Below are 21932 nucleotides of genomic sequence, written 5' to 3' on the forward strand. Positions count from 1 at the left end.
TTGGACGGGGGGCGGGGGCTGGAGACCGGGACGGACGGGCGGGCCGGTCCGTCTCAGGGCACCTGTACGGTCACCCGGCGTTCGGCCCGGTCGGCCGCCGACGCCGCGAGCAGGTGCCGGGTGAAGATGGCGAGCCTGCGGCGCCGGGGCACGGTGACCCGCCGTCCGAGGACGTCGTGGTGGGCGGCCTCGATCCGGTTGAGGATGCCGCCGTACAGTTCGCAGGCCGCGCGGACGCACGGCCGCGAGGAGGGGGTCAGCAGGTCGGGGCCCGCCAGTGCCTGCCGGTAGTGGTCGCGCGCCCGCTCGACCTCGAAGGCCAGCAGTTCGCGCACGGCGGGGGTGGGGGCGCGGCGTCCCAGGTCGGTGACGCGTACCCCGAACCTGTCCAGGTCCTCAAGCGGCAGGTACACCCGGCCCCTGGCCAGGTCCTCGGTCACGTCACGCAGGAAGTTGGTCAGCTGGAAGGCCAGTCCGAGCCGGCGGGCGGGCTCGCGCGCCCGCCCCGCCAGGCCCGGCAGCGGTTCGAGAACGGGCAGCATCATGGTGCCGATGACCGCCGCCGACCCCTCCATGTAGCCGAGCAGGTCGTCGTAGGTGGCGTAGCGGCCGACGGTCAGGTCCGCGCGCATCGAGCGGAGAAAGGCGTCGATGTCGGCGTGGTCGATGCCGAACGAGCGCACGGTCTGGGTGAACGCGGGGAGCACCGGGTCGTCGGTGTGGGCGCCGTCCAGCGCCAGGGCCAGCCGGGCGGTCAGGCCGTCGAGCGCCGCCGCCCGGTCGCCCGTCATGGTGAAGGAGTCCACGATCTCGTCGGCGTAGCGGGCGAAGCCGTACAGGGCGTGCACGTGGGGGCGTTTCCAGGCGGGCAGCAGCAGGGTCGCCAGATAGTAGGAGCGGCCGTGCCGCGCGTTGAGCCTGCGGCAGAACTCGTAACTGGCGGTCAGGGTCATCGGGGGGTCTCCAGGATGCGTTGCGCGGCCAGCCGGCCGGAGATCAGCACCGGCGGCACCCCGACGCCGGGCGCGGTGTGCATGCCCGCGAAGTGCAGGCCGGGGACGCGCCGGGCCCGTCCCGCGGGCCGGAACCAGGCCGTCTGGGAGAACCGGTGGTCCAGGGCGAACGGGGTGCCCGCCGAGTGACCGCGGCGGGCCCAGGTGAGCGGGTCGAAGGTGAGCCTGGGGGCGTCCGCCAGGTCGCCGTAGCCGAGGTCGGCCAGCCTGCCGAGCAGGCGGTCCTCCAGCTGCGGGGTGAGCCGGTGCCAGTCGTTTCGGCCGTCCAGGTTGGCGGTCGGCTCCAGCACGGTGAGGGTGGCGTGGCCTCGGGGCGCGGCGGCGGCGTCCGACTCGGGGTAGGTGACCAGCAGGCTCGGGTCGGGCTGGGGCCTGCCGGCGCTCAGCGCCGAGAAGGTGGACGCCCACTGACGGCCGAAGTGCAGGGTGTGGTGGGCCTGGCCGGAGAGTTTCCGGTCGAGGCCGAAGTGGAGCACCAGGCAGGACGGCGAGTGGCGGGGACGGCGGAGCCGCCAGTCGCCCGCACCGGCGGGCAGCAGCCCGGCGTGGGCGCGGGGCAGGTCGCAGGCGACCACCACGTGCCGGGCGGCCAGGCGTTCCCCGGTGTCGAGCCGGACGGCGCGGACCCCGGAGGAGTCGGCCTCGACCTTGACGGCCCGCGTGCCGTACCTGATCCGCGCGCCCGCCTTCTCCGCCACGGCGGCCAGGGCCAGGGGGATGGCGTGCATGCCGCCGTGTTCGGGGAAGAAGACGCCGCCGACGGTGTCCATGTGGGCGATCACGGCGTAGATGCCGAGGGCCTGCCGGGGCGACAGGCCCACGTACAGGGCCTGGAAGGTGTGCGCCTTGATCAGCCGGGGGTCGGTGAGGTGTGCCTCCACGAGCCGGTCCAGCCGTCTGAAACCGCCCAGGGCGGCCAGCCGCGCGAGGACCCCCGGCTGGGCCAGGCCGCGCAGCCGCGTCATGTCGCGGTCGATGAACGAGGGCCATTCGGCGGCGAACAGCTCGCCGAGCCGGACCCTGAACCGCCGGTACCGGTCGGCCTCGGCGGCCCCGCACAGCTCGCGCACCCGCTCCGTCATGGCCTCCTCACCGGGCACGATGTCCAGGTGGGAGCCGTCGTGGTAGCGGAGCCGGTAGTACGGGTCCAGCCGCCGCAGCGGGAGCAGGCGTTCCATGTCCTCACCCGCGGCGGCGAAGACGTCGGCCAGCACGTCCGGCATGGTCAGCACCGAGGGGCCGGTGTCGAAGCGGTACTCCCCCAGGTTCGCGGTCCCGCAGCAGCCTCCCGGCGTCTCCAGAGCCTCCACCAGCGTGACCTCCCGTCCGGCCGCGGCCAGCCTGACCGCCGCGGCCAGGCCGCCGAGCCCGGCGCCGATCACCACGACCGGGCTCACGAACCCTCCCCAGCAGTCGGGCGCGCCGGCCCGTCCGGTCCCGGATCGGCTCCGGCGGGTCTGCCGGCGGTGGTGACCATCACATCGCTCCTCTGCGTCGATGGAGATAACTTCGCGGGCGGGACCGCGTTCGGATGCGCCCGGGCGACGACGGGCCGGGCAGGCCGATGATCGGCGTGCCCGCGGCGGGCCGGAACCCGCCGCGGGCGGTCAGCAGATTCTCGGCAGGGGGTCGCCGACCAGCAGGTCGACGATGCGGGTGCCGCCGAAGGAGGTCTTCAGCAGAACCAGCCCCGGAGGGTCGTCACCGATCCGCCCGATGACGGCCGCCGCCGAGCCGAGCGGGTGGGAGCGGAGGGCGGAGAGCGCGGCCTCGGCCGACCGCTCGGACACCACCGCGACCATCCGGCCCTCGCAGGCGACGTAGAGCGGGTCGATCCCCAGCAGCTCACACGCCCCGCGTACGGGCGGGCAGACCGGGATCGCCTCCTCGTCGAGCACGACCGCGACCTGCGACGCCTCGGCGATCTCGTTGACGATCGTCGCCACCCCGCCCCGGGTGGCGTCGCGGAGGCAGCGGACCTCCCCGTCGTCGCAGGCGTCGAGCAGCCGGGCGGTCAGGGCGTTGAGGGGCGCGGTGTCGGAGGCGAGGTCGGCCCGGATGTCGAGCTCGCCCCGGGCGAGCATGACGGTGACGCCGTGCTCGCCGACGGGGCCGGACACGATGACCGCGTCACCGGGGCGGGCCGAGGCGGCGCTGAGCCGGATCGGCCGCTCCAGCGTCCCGACGCCCGAGGTGGTGATGTAGCAGCCGTCGGCCTTGCCCCGCTCCACCACCTTGGTGTCGCCGGTGACGATCGACACGTCCGCCGCCCGCGCCGCCGCCGCCATCGAGGCGGTGATGCGCCGCAGGTCGGCGATGGGGAAGCCCTCCTCCAGGATGAAGGCGGCCGACAGGTGTCTGGGGCGTGCCCCGCACATCGCCAGGTCGTTGACGGTGCCGTTGACGGCCAGGTCGCCGATGTCCCCGCCGGGGAAGAACAGCGGCGTCACCACGTACGAGTCGGTGGTGAAGGCCAGCCCGTCGACGGTCGCGCCGTCCTCCAGCGGCTCAAGCAGCGGGTTGCGGAACGCCTCCAGGAACACCGCCTCGATCAGGGTGTGGGTGGCCTTGCCCCCGGCGCCGTGCGCGAGCGTGACGCGGTCCTCCCGAACGCGGGCCCTGCGGCGGCGCACCCGGGAGATCCGCGCCAGGACCTCCTCCTCCCGGCTCGGGCGCGCGGCCTCTTTCGGAGCCCGTGTCCCGGTCCGGCCCGTCGTGGTCTCCGCCCGCAGGGCGGTGCATTCATCGGCGTCCATCGAAAATCCGTCGTTTCCTCTCGCTGGGCCGCGCCGGGCGGATCCCGTCCCGGTGCCGCTCTTCGGACGGCCTCCCCGTCCCCACCCCCGTGCCCCGATGTCCCCGCGTCCCGGCGTCCCCGGCGCCTCGCGCCGGGGACGCCGGGACGCGGGTCAGCCCCGGGTCGCCTCCCTGACCCGTTCGCGCGAGAACCGGCCGAAGTTGTAGTACGCCGCGCACGCGCCCTCGGACGAGACCATGCAGGTGCCGATCGGGGTCTCCGGGGTGCACGCGGTGCCGAACACCTTGCACTCCCACGGCTTGAGCACGCCCTTGAGCACCTCGCCGCACTGACACGCCTTGGGGTCGGCCACCCGGCTGCCGGGGATCTGGAAGATCCGTTCGGCGTCGAAGGCCGCGTACCTCTCCCGCATCCTGAGCGCCGAGTGCGAGATGAACCCCAGCCCGCGCCACTCGAAGTACGGCCTCGGCTCCATCACCTCGTTGATGACGCCGAGCGCCTTGAGGTTGCCCTCCCAGGGGACCACCCGGGCGTACTGGTTCTCCACCTCCGTCCGCCCCTCGGCGAGCTGCACCAGGATCCGGTAGACCGAGTGCAGCACGTCGAGCGGCTCGAACCCGGCCACCACCAGGGGCTTGCCGTAGTCCCCGGCGATGAACCCGTACGGCAGGCAGCCGATCACGGTGGAGACGTGGCCCGGCCCGATGAACCCGTCCAGGCGCAGGTCCGGGGAGTCCAGAATCGCCTTGATCGCGGGAATGATCGTCACGTGGTTGCAGAAGACCGAGAAGTTGCCGATCCCCTCGGCCTCCGCGCGCAGGACGGTCATCGCGGTCGAGGGCGCGGTGGTCTCGAACCCGATCGCCATGAAGACCACACGCCTGGCGGGATTCCGCCGGGCGATCTTCAGGGCGTCCAGCGGGGAGTAGACCATGCGGATGTCCGCGCCCCGCGCCTTGGCGTCGAGGAAGGACCCGTTCCCGCCGGGCACCCGCATCATGTCGCCGAACGACGTCATGATCACGTCGGGCTGCCCGGCGATGTGGACGGCGTCGTCCACCCGCCCCATGGGGATGACGCAGACCGGGCAGCCGGGGCCGTGCACCAGGGTGACGGCCTCGGGAAGGTAGTCCTCCAGCCCGTGCCGGTAGATGGTGTGGGTGTGCCCGCCGCACACCTCCATGAACTTGTAGGCACGGCCCGGCTCGCAGAGCGCGGCGATCCGGGCTGCGAGGGCCTCGGCCTTCTCGGCGTCGCGGTACTCGTCGACGAAACGCATCGGACCTCACTCCTTTTCGATCATGGATTCTCTGAGGGCCTCGATCTCGTCCTCGTACGCCTGGCCGATGCTTTCGAGGAAGTCAAGAGCCGCCTTGGCCTCCACCTCGTCGATCTTCGACAGCGCGAACCCGACGTGGATGAGAATCCAGTCGCCGGGCAGGAGGGACTCGTCCTCCAGCAGGCCGACGTTGATCGCGCGCTGGACGCCGCTGACGTCGACCATCGCCAGATCAGGACGGTCCGCCAGGATTTCCACGATCTCCCCGGGAATCCCCAGGCACATGAGCCGCCTCCGCCATCTGGATGGATTCGAGGACGAGATCGTCGCCGCCCTCGGTTTCGATATCGGTGCCACCGCACTCGGGGCAGGTGACGAAGGGGTCCACGGAGGACGCGGTCTGGCCGCAGGAGCGGCAGACGAGCTGTACCGGGACGATGACCAGGTCCACCTGGGCGCCCTCGGCCAGCGAGCCGTCGGCGACCATGGCGAAGGCGTGGTTGATCGCCGGCTCCGTGACGCGGAGCATGGCGCCCGCCTGTACGCGCGCGCGCCGTACCCGCCGGCCGTCGGCGCGGTTCTCCACCGCCGCGAGGATCGCCTCGGCGATCCCGAACTCATGCATGACTGACTTCACCTCGTTTGTTGTCGAACATTTCTTGCTGGACGCCGGGTGCGGTCCCGCCGGGCCGTGCGCCGCGGCCGGTGCCGGACGGTCCCGCGGACCCGGAGCCGTCACATGTTCCGCATCTTCAGATAGCGTTTGACGTCGGGCAGGGTCTGGTAGGCCACCACGGCCACCCCCACCACCAAGGCCACTATGACCAGGCGTTTCAGCATGATTTTTCCTCCTTCCGGCCTGCGCTGGTGAGCATCGTCGCGATCTGTTCCCGGATCAGCCCGGCGACCAGATCCGCCGCCGGGCCGACGGCGCCGGCGACCGGTTCGCTCAGTTCCATGCCGGGCGAGAGGTCGGCGCCCTCGCAGCCGACGAGCAGGACCCCGCCGGTCTCGCCGCCGAGCGTGCCGGCCAGCGCCAGGACCGCCTCGGGCGTCATCGCGTGCGCGTCGACGAAGGACTCCGGGCGGTCGCCGGGCCGCGGCTCGATCACGTACAGCGTGCCGGGCGGGCCGCCGCGCGAGACGACGTCGACGAGGATGACGAGGTCGTAGCCGCCGCCGGTGAGCTCGTAGGCGAGGTGGACGCCGCGGATGCCGAAGTCGGTGACCACGACCCCGTCGGGGAGCTCCGCGGTGGCCAGGTGCCCGGCCACCGCGACGCCGAAGCCGTCGTCGCCGAGGAAGACGTTTCCGACGCCCGCGACGAGGATCCTCACGCGCTGACCTCCTCGTCCCCGAGCGCCCCGAGCGTGCCGGGCGTGCCGGGTGACTCCAGCGGTTCGACCTCGTCCGGGGCGAAGTAGAGGAACCGCCCGTGGGAACGGTGCAGGTCGGCCCCCGGATCCTCCTCCAGGGTGACGGCCAGGTGCCGCGCCCCGTCCAGATCGAGGAGTACGGCCTCCACCAGCGCGGTCCGGCCGGCCAGGAACATGTCGTGGGCGTCGGCCCGCCGGGTTCCGGGGGCGAGCCGGACCCGGCTGCCCTTCGCGACCGCCACCCCGGCGACGATCACGCTGTCGGTCTCCGGCGACACACCGGGGTCCGCCGCGGGATCCCACCACGGCGTGCCGGGCCGCCGGGCGGGCTCACCCAGGTAGCGGATCACACCGTGCAGCCGCTCCACCATCTCGGGCGGCATGTCGCCGACCATGTCGATGAGCCGGGCCGCCCGGGGATCGGTCGCGCGGGCCTGGCGCGTCTCCTCGTCGGTGAGGGTGAGCGTGCGCAGGTGGAGGATCTCGTCGATCTCGGTGGAGTCGAACAGCTCGCCCGGACTCTCCGGGGCGATGTCCGGATAGTCGGACAGGATGATCGGTGACGACAGCACCACGTCGCGGTGGCCGGGCTCGCCGACCAGGACCGGCCAGGCGCGCTCGTTACGGCAGGCGTCGGCGGCCCGCCGGGCCCACTCCGGGGGGTCGGTCAGCGAGACGAAGGCCCCGCCGTCCACCCCGATGATCAGGTGCGCCGAGATCAGCGAGCGCCGCAGCGCGTGCTCGCGCGGGGCGTCCGGCTCGTCCCAGCTCACGGTGTTCTCCACCTGGACGCGCAGCCGGGTGAGACCGTACGGCCCGGCGTTCCGGTCGATCCCGATCCTGAGCAGCGCCCGCACCGGCAGATGCTCGGAGACCACGCGGCCCTCCTGCTCACCGGAGGGCGACAGGATCGGCTCGGCCGAGCGGTCCCCGGGAACGCGCACCTCGGCCGTCCGCTCGCCGTCGAGCAGGGCGGCGAGCGGGAGCACGACCTCGGTCTCACGCTCGGTCGCCTCGTCGAAGGTGAGGTAGTCCATCCCACCGCTGGTCAGCTCGGCGACCGGCCGGTAGCCGCCGTCCTCGGCGCGTTCGACGGAGCGGGCCTTGACGTGGAGGAAGCGCAGGCACAGGTGGAGCGTGGCGTCCTCGGCCCGTTCGAGCAGGCACTCGGTCACGCTGAACGAGGGCTCGGCGGTGGCGGTGAAGCCGGGCGGCACGAGCACCCCGAACTGCCAGCGCACCCGGTTCTTGGCGGCCGAGGCCCGGTAGGGGTAGAGCAGGTACCCCTCGTACAGCACGGCGTCGGCCACCCTGCGGGCGATCTTCATGGGCACGCTCATCCGGGCGTCTCCTTGAGCAGCACTTCCACGGCCTCGTCCCAGGTGGCCAGGGCGCGTTCGGACTTGAACCGGTGCAGGGCCCGCAGGACGTCCCGGCGGAGCCGTAGCCAGCCGGTCTCCGGGAAGTAGCGGTCCATCAGTTCCCGCCAGACGGGCACCGGCAGCCGGTGGCGCGTCTCGCAGTGCCAGGGCACCTGGCCCACGGTGAAGCCGTGCTCGGACCTGGCGAACACGGTGCCGCTGAAGAGCATGAGCAGCGGGATCTCGCCGTCGTCGAGGGCGGCGAAGTACTTGCCCGCGGCCACCTCCAGGTCGTAGCTGCAGGGCACGGGCACGTCGATCTCGGTGACCCCCCTGAACGAGGGGACCATGATCGAGACGTTGGCGAACTGCAGGGGCTTCAGCGTGTCGCCCCACCGCGAGGGATCGCCGAAGAGGTCTCCGAGCAGCTCGACCTCCGCCGGGCCGTACCGTCTGAGGTGGGGTTCCACTCGGATCTGGCAGCGCAGCGCGACGGCGTGCACCCCGTCCGGGGAGGGTTCGGTGACGCGCAGCCGGAAGACCAGCGTCGGGAAGGCGGCGTGGGGCTCCGCCCGCGCGCCCAGGCAGTCGAAGTGGAGCTCATTCACCCTCGTCGTCCTCTCTTGAGGGCACGGGTGCCGGCGGCACCCTTCTGGACGCCGCCCTTCTGGACGGCGCGGGGTGACCTCGGCGGCGCAGCTCCGCGAAGAAACCGTCGATGGCCCGCCACGCCTCCTGGCCGCCGTCGAACCCCTTCCAGTGCAGCCGGACCAGGCCGACCAGCTCGTAGCAGGCGTCGATCGGCACCAGGTGGCACGCGAAGCCGCCCTCGGGGCCGCGATCCACCAGCAGCGCCTCCACGTCGGGCCGGACGCCGGCGAGCACCGGGTTCTCCGCCGTCACACGCTCCCAGGTCTCCAGCGGCAGCAGGGACTCGGTGGCTCCCGCGGGGCTCGGATAGAGGGCGACGGTCCGGTCCAGGACGGAGTTGCGGAAGAAGAACGCGGTGCGGACCGGGATCTGGAGTTCCTCCCAGTCGGCCGAGGTCAGCCGGAACGACGGGAGGTGCAGGTAGCGGTCCGGGACCGAGCGGTGGCGGCGCCGGCCCGTCTGCTCGTGGGTGAAGAGCAGATAGCAGCTCCGGCAGGCGCACAGCAGCGCCCGGCTCTCGGTGTTCACCACGTGGCCGTGGCTTCCACCGGCCGGTTCGGCGCACAGGTCGCACCGCGCCGCCTCCGCCCTGGTCTCCGTCTCCGTCTCCGTCTTCGGCGGCTCGCGGAACCGCCGTAGTCCGGTGGCCGTCACGCGACCCCCTCCGGTACCGGGTACGGTCCCGGAGGACGGCGCCGGATCTGCAGCAGCGGGGCGGGCCCGGCGGCCATCCCCTCGACGTCCACCCTGGACACCTCGGGCGCGGCGCGCGCGACGGCGCGTTCGATCGCCCTGGTCACGGCGGTCCGCGAGGAGGGGCAGCCGGGGCCGGCGCCCCGCAGGCGCAGCCGTACCACGCCCGTCTCCTCGACGGCCACCAGCTCCACGTCCCCGGCGTGGCCGCCCAGGTGGGGCCGGACCTCTTCGAGGGCCGCGCGGACGCGCTCCTGAGTGCTCAGCGGGTGCAGGTCGTGCAGCACCAGCAGGCCCGCGACGAGGTCGTCGGCCGTGAGACGGTGCAGGATCCGCGCCGCCTCGGCCTCGGTGACGATCTCGACGACGCGCTCCAGGCCGGCGCCGTACAGCTCGACGAGGGCCCGGACGAGCTCCTCGGCCTTGGCCCTGGCCGGCTCGCCGAGCGTGGCGAGTTCGGCGAGCAGCGCCTCGACGCGGTTCCCGGCGGCCTGGACGTCATGGGCTGGCGGCATCTGCTCGGGCCTCCTCTCCTGACGCCGGAGAGCGGGCGGCTCCCCGGCGTCCGACGGGTCACGTGGTGTTGAAGGCATGGGGGCTGTGCAGTTTGCGGAGTTCCTTGCCGCCGCCGAGGTACATGTGCACCCCGCACGGCAGGCAGGGGTCGAAGCTGCGCACCGTGCGCATGATGTCGATGCCCTTGAAGCTCTCCGGCGGGTTCTCCTCGAAGATCGGGGTGTTCTGCACCGCGTCCTCGTAAGGACCCGGCACCCCGTTGACGTCCCGGACGCTGGCGTTCCACGGCGTCGGCGGGTACGGATGGTAGTTGGCGATCTTCCCGTCCCGGATCACCATGTGGTGCGAGAGCACGCCGCGCACCGCCTCGGTGAACCCGCAGCTGATCGCCTCGTCCGGCACGGTGAACGGCGCCCAGGTCTCGGTCCGGCCGCCCCGCACCTCCGCCAGCCCCTGCTCGGCGAAGTACAGCGCGCTCGCCGCGGCGTAGGCCTGGAAGTAGGTGCGGGCCCGGTTGCGCTCCAGCGCGTTGGAGAGCGGCCGGCCGTTGTGCTGGGGAATAGTCCACTCGAACGTCTTCTCCGGCATGGTGGCGGTCTTCGGCAGGTTGATCTGCACGCTGTGGCCGGTCGCCTTGACGTAGCCCATGTCGACCCGGCCGGAGAGCGCGGTCGACCAGAGCCTGGCGATCGGCCCGCCGCCGGTGTCCAGGGCGAGCATGTCCTTCCCGTCGAACCAGCGCGGCGACATCACCCAGCTGTACTTGTCGTTGAAGTCGCGTTTCTGCGGGTGCGGGATGGTGTGCTGGTTCCACGGGTGGCGAATGTCGACGGGGTTGCCCAGCGGGTCGTGGGTGACGAAGGGCTCCTGGCCCTGCCAGTCGTCGTAGTAGGAGCTGCCCAGCAGGATCCGGATGCCCAGGTTGATGTCGACCAGGTCGCTGGTGACGAGCCTGCCGTCGACGATCACGCCCGGGGTGACGAACATCCGCCGACCCCAGTCGCCCATGTTCTGATAGGTGAAGTCGCAGTGCGCCGGGTCGTTGAAGCTGCCCCAGCAGCCGAGCAGCACCCGGCGGCGGCCGACCTCCTCGTAGCCGGGCAGCGCCTGGTAGAAGAAGTCGAACAGGTCGTCGTGCATCGGCACGACCCGCTTCATGAACTCCACGTACCGCATGAGCCGCGACAGGTAGTCGGTGAACAGCTGTACGGTGGCCACCGTGCCCACCCCGCCGGGGTACAGGGTGGACGGGTGGACGTGGCGGCCCTCCATCAGGCAGAACATCTCCCGGGTGAGCCTGCTCATCTGGAGCGCCTCCCGGTAGAACTCCCCCTCCAGCGGGTTCAGCGACCGCATGATGTCGGCGATCGTCCTGTAGCCGTGGTCGGCCGCGTGCGGGCACTCGGTGCGCTCGGCCAGCGTCCACACGCCGGGGTTGGTCTCGCGCACCATCTTCTCGCAGTAGTCGACCCCGACCAGGTTCTCCTGGTAGATGTTGTGGTCGAACATGTACTCGGCCGCCTCGCCGAGGTTCAGGATCCACTCCCCCAGTGCGGGAGGGCGCACCCCGTAGGCCATGTTCTGGGCGTAGACCGAGCAGGTGGCGTGGTTGTCACCGCAGATCCCGCAGATCCGGCTGGTGATGAAGTGCGCGTCCCTGGGGTCCTTGCCCTTCATGAAGATGCTGTAGCCCCGGAAGATCGACGAGGTGCTGTAGCACTCCGCCACCCTCCTGTTCTTGAAATCGATCTTGGCGTAGACGCCCAGGCTTCCCACGATCCGCGTGATGGGATCCCAGGCCATCTCCACCAGCTCGTCGCTCTGCTGCGACGAGCCGCTCCGCTGCGATGAGGTCGTCATGTCAGCTCCACGGCGCCTTGTATCCGGTGAGCAGCTGATGGCCTTTCCTGCGCCACTTCGGCTCCTTGTCGACTGTTCTGAGGGTGATGTCGCGTAGGGTGCGGATCACTCCGCCGTAGGCGGTGCTGACCGTCGAGGAGATCCGGGCCCCCGGCGGCTCGTCCATGAACGGCATGAACTTGTCGGGGAACCCCGGCATCGTGCACGCGATGCAGATCCCGCCCACGTTCGGGCATCCGCCGATGCCGTTCATCCAGCCCCGCTTGGGCACGTTGCACTTGACGACCGGGCCCCAGCAACCGATCTTGACCAGGCACTCGGGCGAGCCGTACTCGGTGGCGAACTGCCCCTGCTCGTAGTAGCCGGCCCGGTCACAGCCCTCGTGCACCGTCTGGCCGAACAGCCAGGTCGGCCGGAGCGCCTCGTCCAGCGGGATCATCGGCGCCTGCCCGGCCAGCTGGTACAGCAGGTACAGGATCGTCTCCGACAGGTTGTCCGGCTGGATCGGGCACCCCGGCACGTTCACGATCGGCAGCCCCGCCTTCGACCGCCAGTCCCAGCCCAGGTAGTCGGCCACCCCCATCGCCCCGGTGGGGTTGCCGGCCATCGCGTGGATCCCGCCGTAGGTGGCGCAGGTGCCCGCCGCCAGGATCGCCGTCGCCTTGGGCGCCAGCCGATCCAGCCACTCGCTGGTGGTCATCGGCTGGCCGGTGGCCGGGTCGGTGCCGAACCCGCACCAGTACCCCTCCTGTTTGATCGACTCGTTCGGGATCGACCCCTCCACCACCAGCACGAACGGGTCCAGCTCGTCCCGCGCGGCCTTGAAGAACCACTCGATGAACACGTCGGCGCCCTGCGTGGGGCCGGAGTCGAAGGCCAGCAGCGGCCAGTGCACCTCCACCTTCGGCAGCCCCGGGAACACGCCGAGCAGGATGTCCTCGATGCTCGGCTGGGTGGCGGCGGTCAGCGAGACGGAGTCGCCGTCACAGCTCAGCCCCGCGTTGATCCACAGAATGTGCACCGGCGGCTCGTCCTGTCGCCGCGGCCCACTCCCTGCCCGTTCCATCGACGCTGCCATGGCGCCTCCCCGTTCTTCGTCGATGACGATGGATCCTGATCGAGTCGGGGGACTGTGCGGTGGGGGCGTGTCGTGATGGGCTCCGGCCGGCTCAGCCGGTGCTGTGGGACCGCGGGGCGGTCACCGCTCCGAGCGCGTGCTGGGTGAGCTCCCAGAGCACGTGGTAGACCGTCGTCTGCGCCTCCTGGATCCGGTGGACCGACGACGACGGGATGACGAACAGATAGTCGAGCAGATCCAGGTCGGCCAGCCTGCCCCCCTGGTCCCCGGCCAGGCCGACGGTGAGCATGCCCTGACGGGCCGCCTCCTCGAACGCCTGCAGGACGTTGAAGGAGCCGCCGCTCGTCGACAGGCCGACGGCGATGTCACCACGCCGTCCGAGCGCGGCGAGCTGGCGCGCGAAGACGACGTCGAACCCCACGTCGTTGGAGAGCGCGGTGACCACGGCGACGTCGCTGGTCAGGGAGAGCGCCGGCAGGGACAGGCCGTAGTCGGGGTACAGGAAGGTGGTCGCCACCTCCTGCGCGTCGGTGCTGCTCCCGCCGTTGCCGAAGGCGAACAGCCGGCCGCCCGAGGCGAACCGGATGGCCATCTCCTCGGCGCACTCCACGAGCTCGTCCCCGGCCACCTCGGCCACCTGCCAGCGCAGCCGGATGATCTCGGCGGCCTTCTCCTCGGTGGACCGGCGGGCCTCGGCCAGCACCGAGTCGAGGTCGGCCTGCCCCGGATAGAGGAAGGGGTACAGCCCGCGCACCCCCTCGGCTCTCGGCTCCTCAAGCATGCTCATCGCCACTCCCCCCGGAGACCACCGCGATCGCCTCCTTGGCGTGCACCAGAACGGTGTCACCGACCGAGGCGTCGACCAGCGCGACGCTCACCTCCTGGAACACGCCGCCGGCGTCGACGACGATCGCCAGGTCCCGCTCCGACAGCCGGACCACCGTGACCGGCACCGCCTCGTCCGCGCAGGTGACGCATGTGCCGCCGGAACAGTCCGCGAGCCCGGTCATCCGGCCGCCCCGTCGCCGATCAGGCCCGGCTGCTCGAAGAGCACGTGGACCAGCTCCCACAGGACGTGGTAAACGGTGACGTGGATCTCCTTGACCACCGCGGGGTCGTCGGAGGCGGCGATCAGGACGTGGTCGGCCACCCCGTCCCGCGCGATGGCGCCGCCGTCGCCGCCGACCAGGGCGAGGGTGAACAGGCCCAGCTCCCGGGCCGTCTCCAGGCCGCGCAGGACGTTCTCGCACCCGCCGTCGCGGGAGATGCCCAGCGCCATGTCGGCCGGGTCCGCCCACTGGCGCACCTGGTGGGCGAAGGTCTCCGCGAGCCCCTCGCGGCCGCTCACCCCGCTGACCGTGGCCGAGTCGTTGCTCAGCGCCACCGCCGGCAGCGCCTTCTTGCCCACGATGACCGGGTGCATGAACTCGACCGTGATGTGGGCCGCGTCCGTGCCGCCGCCGCCGTTACCGAAGACGATCAGCTTTCCGCCGCGGCGGAAGCGGGCCGCCATCTCCCGGCACGCCTGGGCGATGCGCTCGGAGTCCGCCGCGAGCGCGTGGCCCGCCGAGTCGCGCCTGAGAAAAGCCTCGCCGACTGCTGGATGCATGGTCGATGTCACTGGCATGTGAACACTCCGTTGTCTACGGTAGTCGCCAGGCTACGTTGCGTGGTCGGCACGCCGTCACCTCCGGCACCACAACCCGGGGTAAAGGTCTGATCACAGAGGTGACCTTTCCCCCATGTCGCGCGTGCCCGCCCCCGGCGGCCTGTAAGGGGGCCGGAGGATGACCGCATGAGCAGCGGACGGACACCGGCCGAGTCCCCGACCCGCGTCAGGATCCAGGTCGAGGGGATCGTGCAGGGGGTGGGGTTCCGCCCGCACGTCCACTCCCTGGCCCGGCGGCTGGCGCTGTCCGGCTGGGTGGGCAACGACGGGCGGGGCGTGTTCATCGAGGCCGAGGGCACGGCGGCGGACGTCGCGCGCTTCCAGAAGGACCTGCGGGGCCACGCGCCGCCGCTGGCGGTGATCGACCGGATCATCTCGACCGCCATACCGGCGCGAGGGGAGATCGGGTTCCACATCGCCGACAGCGTCACCGAGGACGTCACCGGCGTCACCGGCGTCAAGGAGGGGAGCGGGCGGGCCGCGCTGGTCTCCCCCGACGTCGCGACCTGCGCCGACTGCCTGGCCGAACTGTTCGACCCGGCCGACCGCCGGTACCGGCACCCCTTCGTCAACTGCACCGGCTGCGGGCCGCGGTTCACCGTCGTCAGGGACCTGCCGTACGACCGTCCGGCCACCACGATGGCCGCCTTCGCCATGTGCGAGCGGTGCGCGGCCGAGTACCACGACCCGGCCGACCGCCGCTTCCACGCCCAGCCGATCTGCTGCCCGGCCTGCGGTCCGACACTGCGGATACTCGACGGCCGGGGCCGTCCCCGTGACGGCGACCCGATCGCCGCGGCGGCCCGGCTGCTGGACTCGGGCGGCGTGCTGGCCGTCAAAGGTCTCGGAGGCTATCACCTGGCGGTCGGCGCCGGCGACGAGGAGGCCGTGCGGACCCTGCGCTCGCGCAAGCACCGCGAGGACAGGCCGTTCGCCGTCATGGTCGCCGACCTCGACGCCGCGCGGGCCCTGTGTGAGGTGGACCGGGAGGCCGAGCGGCTGCTCACCGGCCCCCGGGCGCCGATCGTGCTGCTCCCCCGCCTGCCGGACGCCCCACTGGCCGGGGCGGTCGCGCCGGGCGAACGCAGGCTCGGTGTGCTGTTGCCGTACACGCCCGTGCACCACCTGCTCGCCGCGGAGTTCGCCGGGCCGTACGTGCTCACCAGCGGCAACCTCTCCGGCGAGCCCATCGCCTACCGGGACTGCGAGGCGCTCACCCGGCTCGCGGGCGTCGCGGACGGCTTCCTGACCCATGACCGCCCGATCCACGTCCGCGCCGACGACTCGGTGGTCGCCGTGGCCAGGGGACGTGAGCTCCCGCTGCGCAGGTCGCGGGGGTACGCCCCCGAGCCGCTCCGGCTCGCCCGGCCGGTACGGCGGGCCGTACTCGCCTGCGGGGCCGAGCTGAAGAGCACCTTCTGCCTGGCCCGCGGGGATCGCGCCTTCGTCTCCCCGCACATCGGTGACCTGGAGGACTACGAGACGCTGCGCTCCTTCGCCGCGGGGATCGACCACTTCCGGCGGCTGTTCGGCATCACCCCGGAACTGGTCGCCCACGACCGGCACCCGGAGTATCTGTCCACCAAGTACGCCCGCGACCTGTACGACGGCGGCGGGGTGGAACTGGTCGAGGTCCAGCACCACCACGCGCACATCGCCTCCTGCCTGGCCGACAACCGGGAGACCGGACCGGTGATCGGGGTGGCCTTCGACGGTCTCGGCTACGGCACCGACGGCACGCTGTGGGGCGGTGAGCTGCTGCTGGCCGACCTCACCGGCTTCACCCGCGCCGGCTGCCTGGCGCCGGTGCCCCTGCCGGGCGGCACGGCCGCGGTCAGGCAGCCCTGGCGGATGGCCGCCGCGCACCTGGACGCCGCCTATGACGGCACGCCGCCCGACGACCTCCCGGTGCGCTCACGGAACAGCCGGAACTGGGACGACGTGGTGGCCGTGGCCAGGTCCGGCGTGAACTCCCCGCTCACCTCCAGCGCCGGGCGGCTGTTCGACGCGGTCGCGGCGATCCTCGGCCTCCGCGACACCGCCGGCCACGAGGGGCAGGCCGCGGTCGCGCTGGAACAGCGGGCCGATCCCGCCGAGGTGACGGCCTACCCGGTCAGGCTCTCCGGTGGTGACCCGCTGCTGATCCAGGCCGGTGACCTGGTCCGGGCCGTCGTCGAGGACCTGCGGTGCGGGACCGACCCGGCGGTGGTCTCCGCCCGCTTCCACAACGGCCTGGCCGCGGCGACCGCGGCGGGCTGCGTACGGCTGCGCGCGGACACCGGCGTCGGCACCGTCGCCCTGTCCGGCGGGGTCTTCCAGAACCGGCTGCTGCTCGACCGGCTGGTCCGCGTCCTCCGGCACCACGGCTTCCGGGTGCTGACCCACCGTCACGTCCCGCCCAACGACGGCGGCATCAGCCTCGGCCAGGCCGCCGTGGCCGCGGCACGCGACGAGCTCGGCCCGCTCTGACCCCCATCGGCGCCCGCGGATCCGCGCCCTTGGTCATAGCGCACGTTCCCGGTTATCTTCCTCACATCGGGTGGAGACGGAGGCGGCGGTGCTGGACGGCGGGAAACCACTGGAACCGATCTCTGTGGCGGCCTCCGCCGCCCGCCGGGCCGCCGCGCCCCGGGCGGACGGCGGAGCACCGCCCGGGGCGCCGCCCGGGACACGGCCCGGGGCCTCGCGGGCGGTGCGCGGATGACGTCTCTGCTGGCCATCAGCGATCTGCACATCGGCTACCGGGAGAACCGGCGGATCGTCGAGGAGCTGCGGCCCGCCTCCGGGTCCGACTGGCTGCTGGTGGCCGGGGACGTCTCCGAGGCGGTCGCCGACGTCGAGTGGGCGCTCGGCCTGCTGGCCGGGCGCTTCGCGAAGGTGGTGTGGGCCCCGGGCAACCACGAGCTGTGGACCCATCCGAGCGACCCGGTCCGGTCGCGCGGCGAGGAGCGCTACCGGCACCTGGTGGAGGTCTGCCGCGCCCTGGGAGTGGTGACCCCCGAGGACCCCTATCCGTTGTGGGAGGGGCCGGGCGGGCCGGTGACCGTGGCCCCGCTGTTCACGCTGTACGACTACACCTTCCGCGTGCCGGGGGTCGCGACCGAGGAGGAGGCGCTCGCCCTGGCCTACGACAGGGGGGTGGTCTGCGCCGACGAGATGTTCCTGCACCCCGACCCCCATCCCTCCCGCACCGCCTGGTGCCTGGCCAGGATCGCCGAGACCGAACGGCGGCTGGCGGCCCGCCCTCCCGGCGTTCCCACCGTGCTGGTCAACCACTATCCGCTGGTCCGCGAGCCGACCCTGATCCTGCGCCATCCGGAGTTCGCGATCTGGTGCGGCACCGAGCGGACCGCCGACTGGCACCTGCGCTTCGACGCGGTCGCGGTCGTCTACGGCCACCTGCACATCCCCCGGACCACCTGGCACGATGGGGTGCGCTTCGAGGAGGTCTCGCTGGGCTATCCCCGTGAGTGGCGGCCCCGTCCCACCCCGCCGGGCCGCCCCCGCCGGATCCTGCCCGCCCCCGCACCGGGCTGATCCTCCCTCTTCCTCACCTCCCCACCGGCGCTCCCCCACGCGGTGGGCCTGCGGGGGTGCCGCCACCGGAGATCGTCGCCGCCCTCAGGGGACGTCCCAGGCGACCGGCAGGGAGTGCACGCCGTATATGAACATGTTGTCGCGCGGCGACACCTCCTCCGGACGGCAGGCCAGCCGCAGGTTCGGGAAGCGACGCAGCAGGGCGGGCAGGGCGATGGTCATCTCCGCACGGGCCAGTTGCTGTCCCAGGCACTGGTGGACGCCGTGCCCGAAGGCCAGGTGCGGGTTGCGCGCACGTGTGAGGTCGAAGGTGGCGGGGTCGTCCCAGTGGGCGGCGTCCCGGTTGATCTGCGGCGTCGAGATCATCACCGTGCCTCCCTCCGGGATCGGCTCGCCGGCGATCCTCACGTCCTCGGTGGCGACGCGGAACGGGCCCAGGTGGATGATCGAGAGGTAACGCAGCAGTTCCTCGACGGCCCGGTCGGCCACCTCCGGGTCGTGGCGCAGCAGTTCGAGCTGGTCGGGGTGGGCCAGCAGGGCGAAGACACCCAGGCCGATCATGTTGGCCGTGGTCTCGTGTCCGGCGGTGAGCAGCAGGTTGGCGATGCCGACCAGCTCGTCGTCGGTGAGTTCCCCCGCGTGGTCGCCGTGGATCAGCTCGGAGATCAGCCCGTCGTCGGGCCGGGCGCGTTTGGCGTCCACCAGTTCGTGCATGAACTGCCGCATCTCATCGCGGACCCGTATCACCTCCTCCAGCGGCGTGTCCATGCGAATGAGGGTCGCCGTGCGGCGCTGGAAGTCGGTGCGGGCCTCATACGGGACGCCGAGCAGTTCGCAGATCACCATGGACGGCACGGGCAGGGCGAACGCGCCGACCAGCTCCGCCGAGGTGCCCGCCTCCGCCATCGCGTCCAGGTGGGCTTCGACGATCTCGGTGATGCGCGGGATGAGGGCGCGCATCCGGCGCAGGGTGAACTGACCGATGAGAAGCCTGCGCAGACGGCTGTGCTCCGGCGGGTCCATGAGCAGCAACTGCCCGGCCATGGCCCGTGCGTCGAGCAGTTTCTCGCGCACCTCGTCGGGCACCGAGATCAGGGCGTTGCGCCGGTTGAACCGGTCGGCGCTGAACCGGGGGTCGGACAGCACGGCACGGGCCTCGTCCATGCCCGTGATCAGCCATATATCTTCACCGGTGCCCAGCTTCACCTGGCTGACCGGCGCCTTCTCGTGCATCCCGGCCAGTGCCCGCGGCGGGTCGAACGGGCACTGCCGGACCGTCAGCTCATCGGGCAGCCGCACCCGCAGCCTGGCTCGATCAGGCGACGGGGGCTGCTCGGCGTGGGAGACCTCGGCTGCGGGACGGGTCATCGGCGCTCCTGTGGTGGATCACAGTGGATGGTGCCTCCTTGTTCGACCATACCTAGACCCGCACGCCGTGCAACTTCGTTTTTTCCCGCCCGTCGAGGCCGCTGTCAACCGGGCGCCGGGCACGTACCCTCCTCCCTGCGCTCCGGGCGGGTCAGCCGATCTCCCGCCGGAGGAATCCGGCCTGGTCGGCGAGGAAGCCGTCGGCGAACAGGTTCCGGGGCGCGAACAGGGCGGCGAGAACGATCCTGATCTCCGAACCGGCGACCTCCTCGCGCAGCAGCGCGTGGTCGGCGCCGGGATAGCGCTTGACCCACAGGGGCGCCGGGCTCGCCCGGTAGACCGTCTCGGTGTCCGCGACGTCGACGTTCAGGTCGTGACCCGCCAGGACAAGCAGGGTGGGCACCCGTACCCGGGACAGGTCCTCCGTGGCGTCCTCGGTGTAGTTCCTGAGGGCGAACCCCCATCGGGCCTCGGTCATGTCCCCGGTGCCGCCCATCGCGGCGCGGTACTCCTCGAAGGTCGCCCCCCGCCGGAGCAGGCTGCGGGTGGTCTCGCTGCGCTTCAGTCTCGCCTGGACCGTGGCGGGTGAGGCGCCCTCGGCCCTGAGCTCGGCGAGCAGGTTGTAACGGCCCTGGCGGAGCCAGTTGATCGCCGGTGAGACCGCGATGACGAAGCGCAGGTCCGGGGTGCGGGCCGCGACCTTCGGCATCACCCAGCCGGCCTGGCTGGCTCCCCAGAGCCCGATCCGACGCCCGTCGAGGCCGGGACGGGCTCTGGCCCAGGCGATGGCGGCGGTGACCTCACGGGCCCGGTCCTCCATGCTCTGGCCGAGCCAGTCGCCCTTCGAACCGGCGACACCGGGTTTGTTCCACGACAGGGAGGCGTAGCCGGCGCGGGCGAACGCCTCCCAGATCGGACGGTAGAAGCCGTTCTGGGTCGCGTCGACGGGGCCGTCGCCGTGCACGAAGACGACCAGCCCGTAAGGCCCCCGCCCCGTGGCCGGGAGGGCGAGCACCCCGTCCAGCGACCGCGGGCCGTCCGGGATCGCGACCCTCTCCTCACGGAGGTCGTAGGTGTTTTGCCAGACCACCGCGGCGACTCCCGCGATCACCAGCAGGAGCAGGGCTGCCCCCGCCGCCACGAACCCGCGCAGCCGCCGGCTCACCGCGCGGGCTCCAACCGGGAAACGCGATCCATCATGACCCTCCCCAGATGTAAAGATCAGGTAAACTATCGTTTCTCGAACGATCGTACTATGTTTGAACGCTATGAGCGGAGACAAGATGGTCGAGATCCGGCGGGAGACGCCGCCCGGCGCCGAGCGGACGCCCTGCCCGCGCCGGCTCCTGGGGTTCGGCGCGGTGACCAGGATGTCCCGCCCGGCCGCCGGAGAGGCGCACCGCCGGTGATCGCCGAACCCGTGGAGATCCCCACCCGCACGCTCGTCCACGGCATGGTCCGCGAGGACGCCACGGTCGACGCCGCCGAGCTCTACACGGTGGCGAACACCCTGGGGATGAGCGACCAGCAGGTCCGTCTCTGTGTCAAGCGGCTCATCGAGGAGGGGCGCTTCACCCAGGAGGGCCGGGGCCGGAAAGCCCTGCTCCGGGTCACCGCCGACGCCTGGCGATCGTTCACCCCGGCCGTCGAGTTCGTCCGTTACGCCTTTCACCAGGACCGCGGCCTGGCCCCGTGGGACCACACCTGGCATCTCGCCGCCTTCGCGGTCCCCGAGTCTGCGAGGGCGGCACGCGACGCGCTGCGCGAGACGATCCTGGGGCTCGGCGGGGCACAGCTCCAGGGCGGCCTGTACGTCTCGGCCAACGCCTGGGAGGACCTCGTCGAGGCGCGCGCCCGGGAACTGGGCGTCGCCGGGGGGCTCACCTGCGTCGCCAGCACGAACCTGCGCGTGGGAGGCGAGGAGGACCCGCGCCGGCTGGCCGCGCTGCTCTGGCCGCTGGAGGAGATCGCCGAGCGGCACCGGAGGCTCGTCTCCGTTGCCCGTCCCCGCCTGGACCGGCTCCGGGGTCCAGGCGAGCTCACCCGGGCCGAGTTGCTCACCGTCGCGATCGAACTCGCCTCGGAGTTCACCCGGGCCATGGAGCCGGACCCGCTGCTCCCCGCCGAGCTGCTGCCGGAGCCGTGGCCGGGCGCCGAGGCCCGCGCCATGCTCGCCCGGTGCTGGTCACACCTCCTGCGGAGGGGCGACGACAGCTCACCGGCCGTGTTGTTCCGCCTCTACGCCGACGTCGTCCGCGAGGTCGCCCACCCCTGACCGGCCGGTGCCGGACGGCGTCGGAGCCGGCGGTTCTCAGGGCTGGAAGCGGTAGCCCATCCCGGGCTCGGTGAGCAGGTGGACCGGGCGGCCCGGATCCGGCTCCAGCTTCTTACGGAGCTGAGCCATGTACTGACGCAGGTAATGGGTCTCCTTGAGATACTTCGCCCCCCAGACCTCGGTGAGCAGCTGACGCTGACTGATCAGCTTGCCGGGATTACGCAGCAGGATCTCCAGCAGATGCCACTCCGTGGGCGTCAACCGCACCCCATCGGAGATGGTCTTGCCGACCAGGTCCACCACGTGGTCACCGACCTGTACCTGGGCGAGTTCCGAGTCATGGGCGGCGGTGCGGCGGGTGACCGCGCGGATGCGGGCGAGCAGCTCGTCGATGTTGAACGGCTTGGTGACGTAGTCGTCGGCGCCGGCGTCCAGCGCCTCGACCTTGTCCTGGTTGCCGGCCCGGCCGGAGAGCACGATGATCGGCACGGTGGTCCA

The 21932-nt window shown here is 72.0% G+C and carries 23 protein-coding genes; 4 read left to right on the top strand and 19 right to left on the bottom strand.

The genetic code is table 11. From position 1 onward, the window contains the following. Positions 1–53 precede the first annotated feature (53 nt). The 16 genes from ABZ194_RS10430 to ABZ194_RS10505 all read right to left on the bottom strand — a co-directional run bounded on the left by ABZ194_RS10430 (position 54) and on the right by ABZ194_RS10505 (position 14212). The gene (locus ABZ194_RS10430; RefSeq protein WP_355594533.1) at positions 54–953 is read right to left on the bottom strand and encodes a phytoene/squalene synthase family protein; all 900 of its coding nucleotides are present in this window, start codon (positions 951–953) and stop codon (positions 54–56) included. Further along, positions 950–2410, bottom strand: coding sequence for a phytoene desaturase family protein (gene crtI, locus ABZ194_RS10435; protein ID WP_355594535.1), 1461 nt, complete (start codon positions 2408–2410; stop codon positions 950–952). Before crtI ends, ABZ194_RS10430 begins: the two co-directional genes overlap by 4 nt. A 210-nt stretch (positions 2411–2620) precedes the next feature. Further along, the gene (gene hypE, locus ABZ194_RS10440; protein ID WP_355594537.1) at positions 2621–3769 is read right to left on the bottom strand and encodes a hydrogenase expression/formation protein HypE; all 1149 of its coding nucleotides are present in this window, start codon (positions 3767–3769) and stop codon (positions 2621–2623) included. 153 nt (positions 3770–3922) lie between these two features. Beyond that, positions 3923–5050: a hydrogenase formation protein HypD gene (gene hypD, locus ABZ194_RS10445; protein WP_355594539.1), complete on the bottom strand. Its 1128-nt coding sequence runs from the start codon at positions 5048–5050 to the stop codon at positions 3923–3925. Positions 5051–5056: 6 nt separating this feature from the next. Continuing rightward, positions 5057–5308, bottom strand: coding sequence for a HypC/HybG/HupF family hydrogenase formation chaperone (locus ABZ194_RS10450; RefSeq protein WP_355594541.1), 252 nt, complete (start codon positions 5306–5308; stop codon positions 5057–5059). Further along, positions 5283–5675 (bottom strand): hydrogenase maturation nickel metallochaperone HypA, encoded by a 393-nt coding sequence (locus ABZ194_RS10455; protein WP_355594543.1) that lies wholly within the window; start codon positions 5673–5675, stop codon positions 5283–5285. The genes ABZ194_RS10450 and ABZ194_RS10455 overlap by 26 nt, the downstream gene beginning before the upstream one ends. 208 nt (positions 5676–5883) lie before the next feature. Further along, positions 5884–6387: a hydrogenase maturation protease gene (locus ABZ194_RS10460; RefSeq protein WP_355594545.1), complete on the bottom strand. Its 504-nt coding sequence runs from the start codon at positions 6385–6387 to the stop codon at positions 5884–5886. Then, positions 6384–7766 carry a hypothetical protein gene (locus tag ABZ194_RS10465; RefSeq protein WP_355594547.1) on the bottom strand — a complete coding sequence of 461 codons (1383 nt, stop codon included), beginning with the start codon at positions 7764–7766 and terminating at the stop codon, positions 6384–6386. The genes ABZ194_RS10460 and ABZ194_RS10465 overlap by 4 nt, the downstream gene beginning before the upstream one ends. Then, entirely contained in the window at positions 7763–8395 is a 633-nt protein-coding gene (locus ABZ194_RS10470; RefSeq protein WP_355594549.1) for a DUF6084 family protein, read from the bottom strand. Before ABZ194_RS10470 ends, ABZ194_RS10465 begins: the two co-directional genes overlap by 4 nt. Then, entirely contained in the window at positions 8388–9092 is a 705-nt protein-coding gene (locus tag ABZ194_RS10475; protein WP_355594551.1) for a DUF5947 family protein, read from the bottom strand. The genes ABZ194_RS10470 and ABZ194_RS10475 overlap by 8 nt, the downstream gene beginning before the upstream one ends. Beyond that, positions 9089–9646 (bottom strand): NifU family protein, encoded by a 558-nt coding sequence (locus ABZ194_RS10480; RefSeq protein ID WP_355594552.1) that lies wholly within the window; start codon positions 9644–9646, stop codon positions 9089–9091. The genes ABZ194_RS10475 and ABZ194_RS10480 overlap by 4 nt, the downstream gene beginning before the upstream one ends. A gap of 58 nt (positions 9647–9704) precedes the next feature. Then, positions 9705–11507 (bottom strand): nickel-dependent hydrogenase large subunit, encoded by a 1803-nt coding sequence (locus tag ABZ194_RS10485; RefSeq protein WP_355594554.1) that lies wholly within the window; start codon positions 11505–11507, stop codon positions 9705–9707. A gap of 1 nt (position 11508) precedes the next feature. Continuing rightward, positions 11509–12585, bottom strand: a complete 1077-nt coding sequence (locus ABZ194_RS10490; RefSeq protein ID WP_355594556.1) for a hydrogenase expression protein HypE — start codon at positions 12583–12585, stop codon at positions 11509–11511. Positions 12586–12676: 91 nt separating this feature from the next. Continuing rightward, on the bottom strand, positions 12677–13372 hold the full coding sequence (locus ABZ194_RS10495; protein ID WP_355594558.1) for an SIS domain-containing protein: 696 nt from the start codon (positions 13370–13372) through the stop codon (positions 12677–12679). Continuing rightward, the gene (locus tag ABZ194_RS10500; protein ID WP_355594560.1) at positions 13359–13595 is read right to left on the bottom strand and encodes a HypC/HybG/HupF family hydrogenase formation chaperone; all 237 of its coding nucleotides are present in this window, start codon (positions 13593–13595) and stop codon (positions 13359–13361) included. Before ABZ194_RS10500 ends, ABZ194_RS10495 begins: the two co-directional genes overlap by 14 nt. After that, entirely contained in the window at positions 13592–14212 is a 621-nt protein-coding gene (locus tag ABZ194_RS10505) for an SIS domain-containing protein (RefSeq protein ID WP_355594562.1), read from the bottom strand. The genes ABZ194_RS10500 and ABZ194_RS10505 overlap by 4 nt, the downstream gene beginning before the upstream one ends. Before the next feature lie 168 nt (positions 14213–14380). Here ABZ194_RS10505 and hypF point away from each other — a divergent pair, with 168 nt between their 5' ends. Further along, positions 14381–16723 (top strand): carbamoyltransferase HypF, encoded by a 2343-nt coding sequence (gene hypF, locus ABZ194_RS10510; RefSeq protein ID WP_355594564.1) that lies wholly within the window; start codon positions 14381–14383, stop codon positions 16721–16723. Positions 16724–16954: 231 nt separating this feature from the next. After that, the gene (locus ABZ194_RS10515) at positions 16955–17791 is read left to right on the top strand and encodes a metallophosphoesterase (protein WP_355594566.1); all 837 of its coding nucleotides are present in this window, start codon (positions 16955–16957) and stop codon (positions 17789–17791) included. A gap of 84 nt (positions 17792–17875) precedes the next feature. On the opposite strand, the gene ABZ194_RS10520 is transcribed toward ABZ194_RS10515, so the two are convergent. After that, positions 17876–19159, bottom strand: a complete 1284-nt coding sequence (locus ABZ194_RS10520) for a cytochrome P450 (protein ID WP_355594568.1) — start codon at positions 19157–19159, stop codon at positions 17876–17878. Between the two features lie 151 nt (positions 19160–19310). Beyond that, positions 19311–20324: an alpha/beta hydrolase gene (locus ABZ194_RS10525; protein ID WP_355594570.1), complete on the bottom strand. Its 1014-nt coding sequence runs from the start codon at positions 20322–20324 to the stop codon at positions 19311–19313. 103 nt (positions 20325–20427) lie between these two features. Between ABZ194_RS10525 and ABZ194_RS10530 the strand changes: the two genes are divergently transcribed. Both ABZ194_RS10530 and ABZ194_RS10535 read left to right on the top strand, forming a co-directional pair. Then, positions 20428–20568 carry a hypothetical protein gene (locus ABZ194_RS10530; RefSeq protein WP_355594572.1) on the top strand — a complete coding sequence of 47 codons (141 nt, stop codon included), beginning with the start codon at positions 20428–20430 and terminating at the stop codon, positions 20566–20568. Then, complete coding sequence (locus ABZ194_RS10535) at positions 20565–21434, top strand: PaaX family transcriptional regulator C-terminal domain-containing protein (RefSeq protein WP_355594574.1); 870 nt, start codon at positions 20565–20567, stop codon at positions 21432–21434. Before ABZ194_RS10530 ends, ABZ194_RS10535 begins: the two co-directional genes overlap by 4 nt. A gap of 36 nt (positions 21435–21470) precedes the next feature. Here ABZ194_RS10535 and ABZ194_RS10540 read toward each other — a convergent pair. Next, the coding region (locus ABZ194_RS10540; protein WP_355594576.1) for a winged helix-turn-helix domain-containing protein at positions 21471–21932 on the bottom strand (462 nt) is incomplete at its 5' end.

This window comes from Streptosporangium sp. NPDC006007 (assembly GCF_040614315.1).
In the GTDB taxonomy this organism is placed as follows: Bacteria; Actinomycetota; Actinomycetes; order Streptosporangiales; family Streptosporangiaceae; genus Streptosporangium.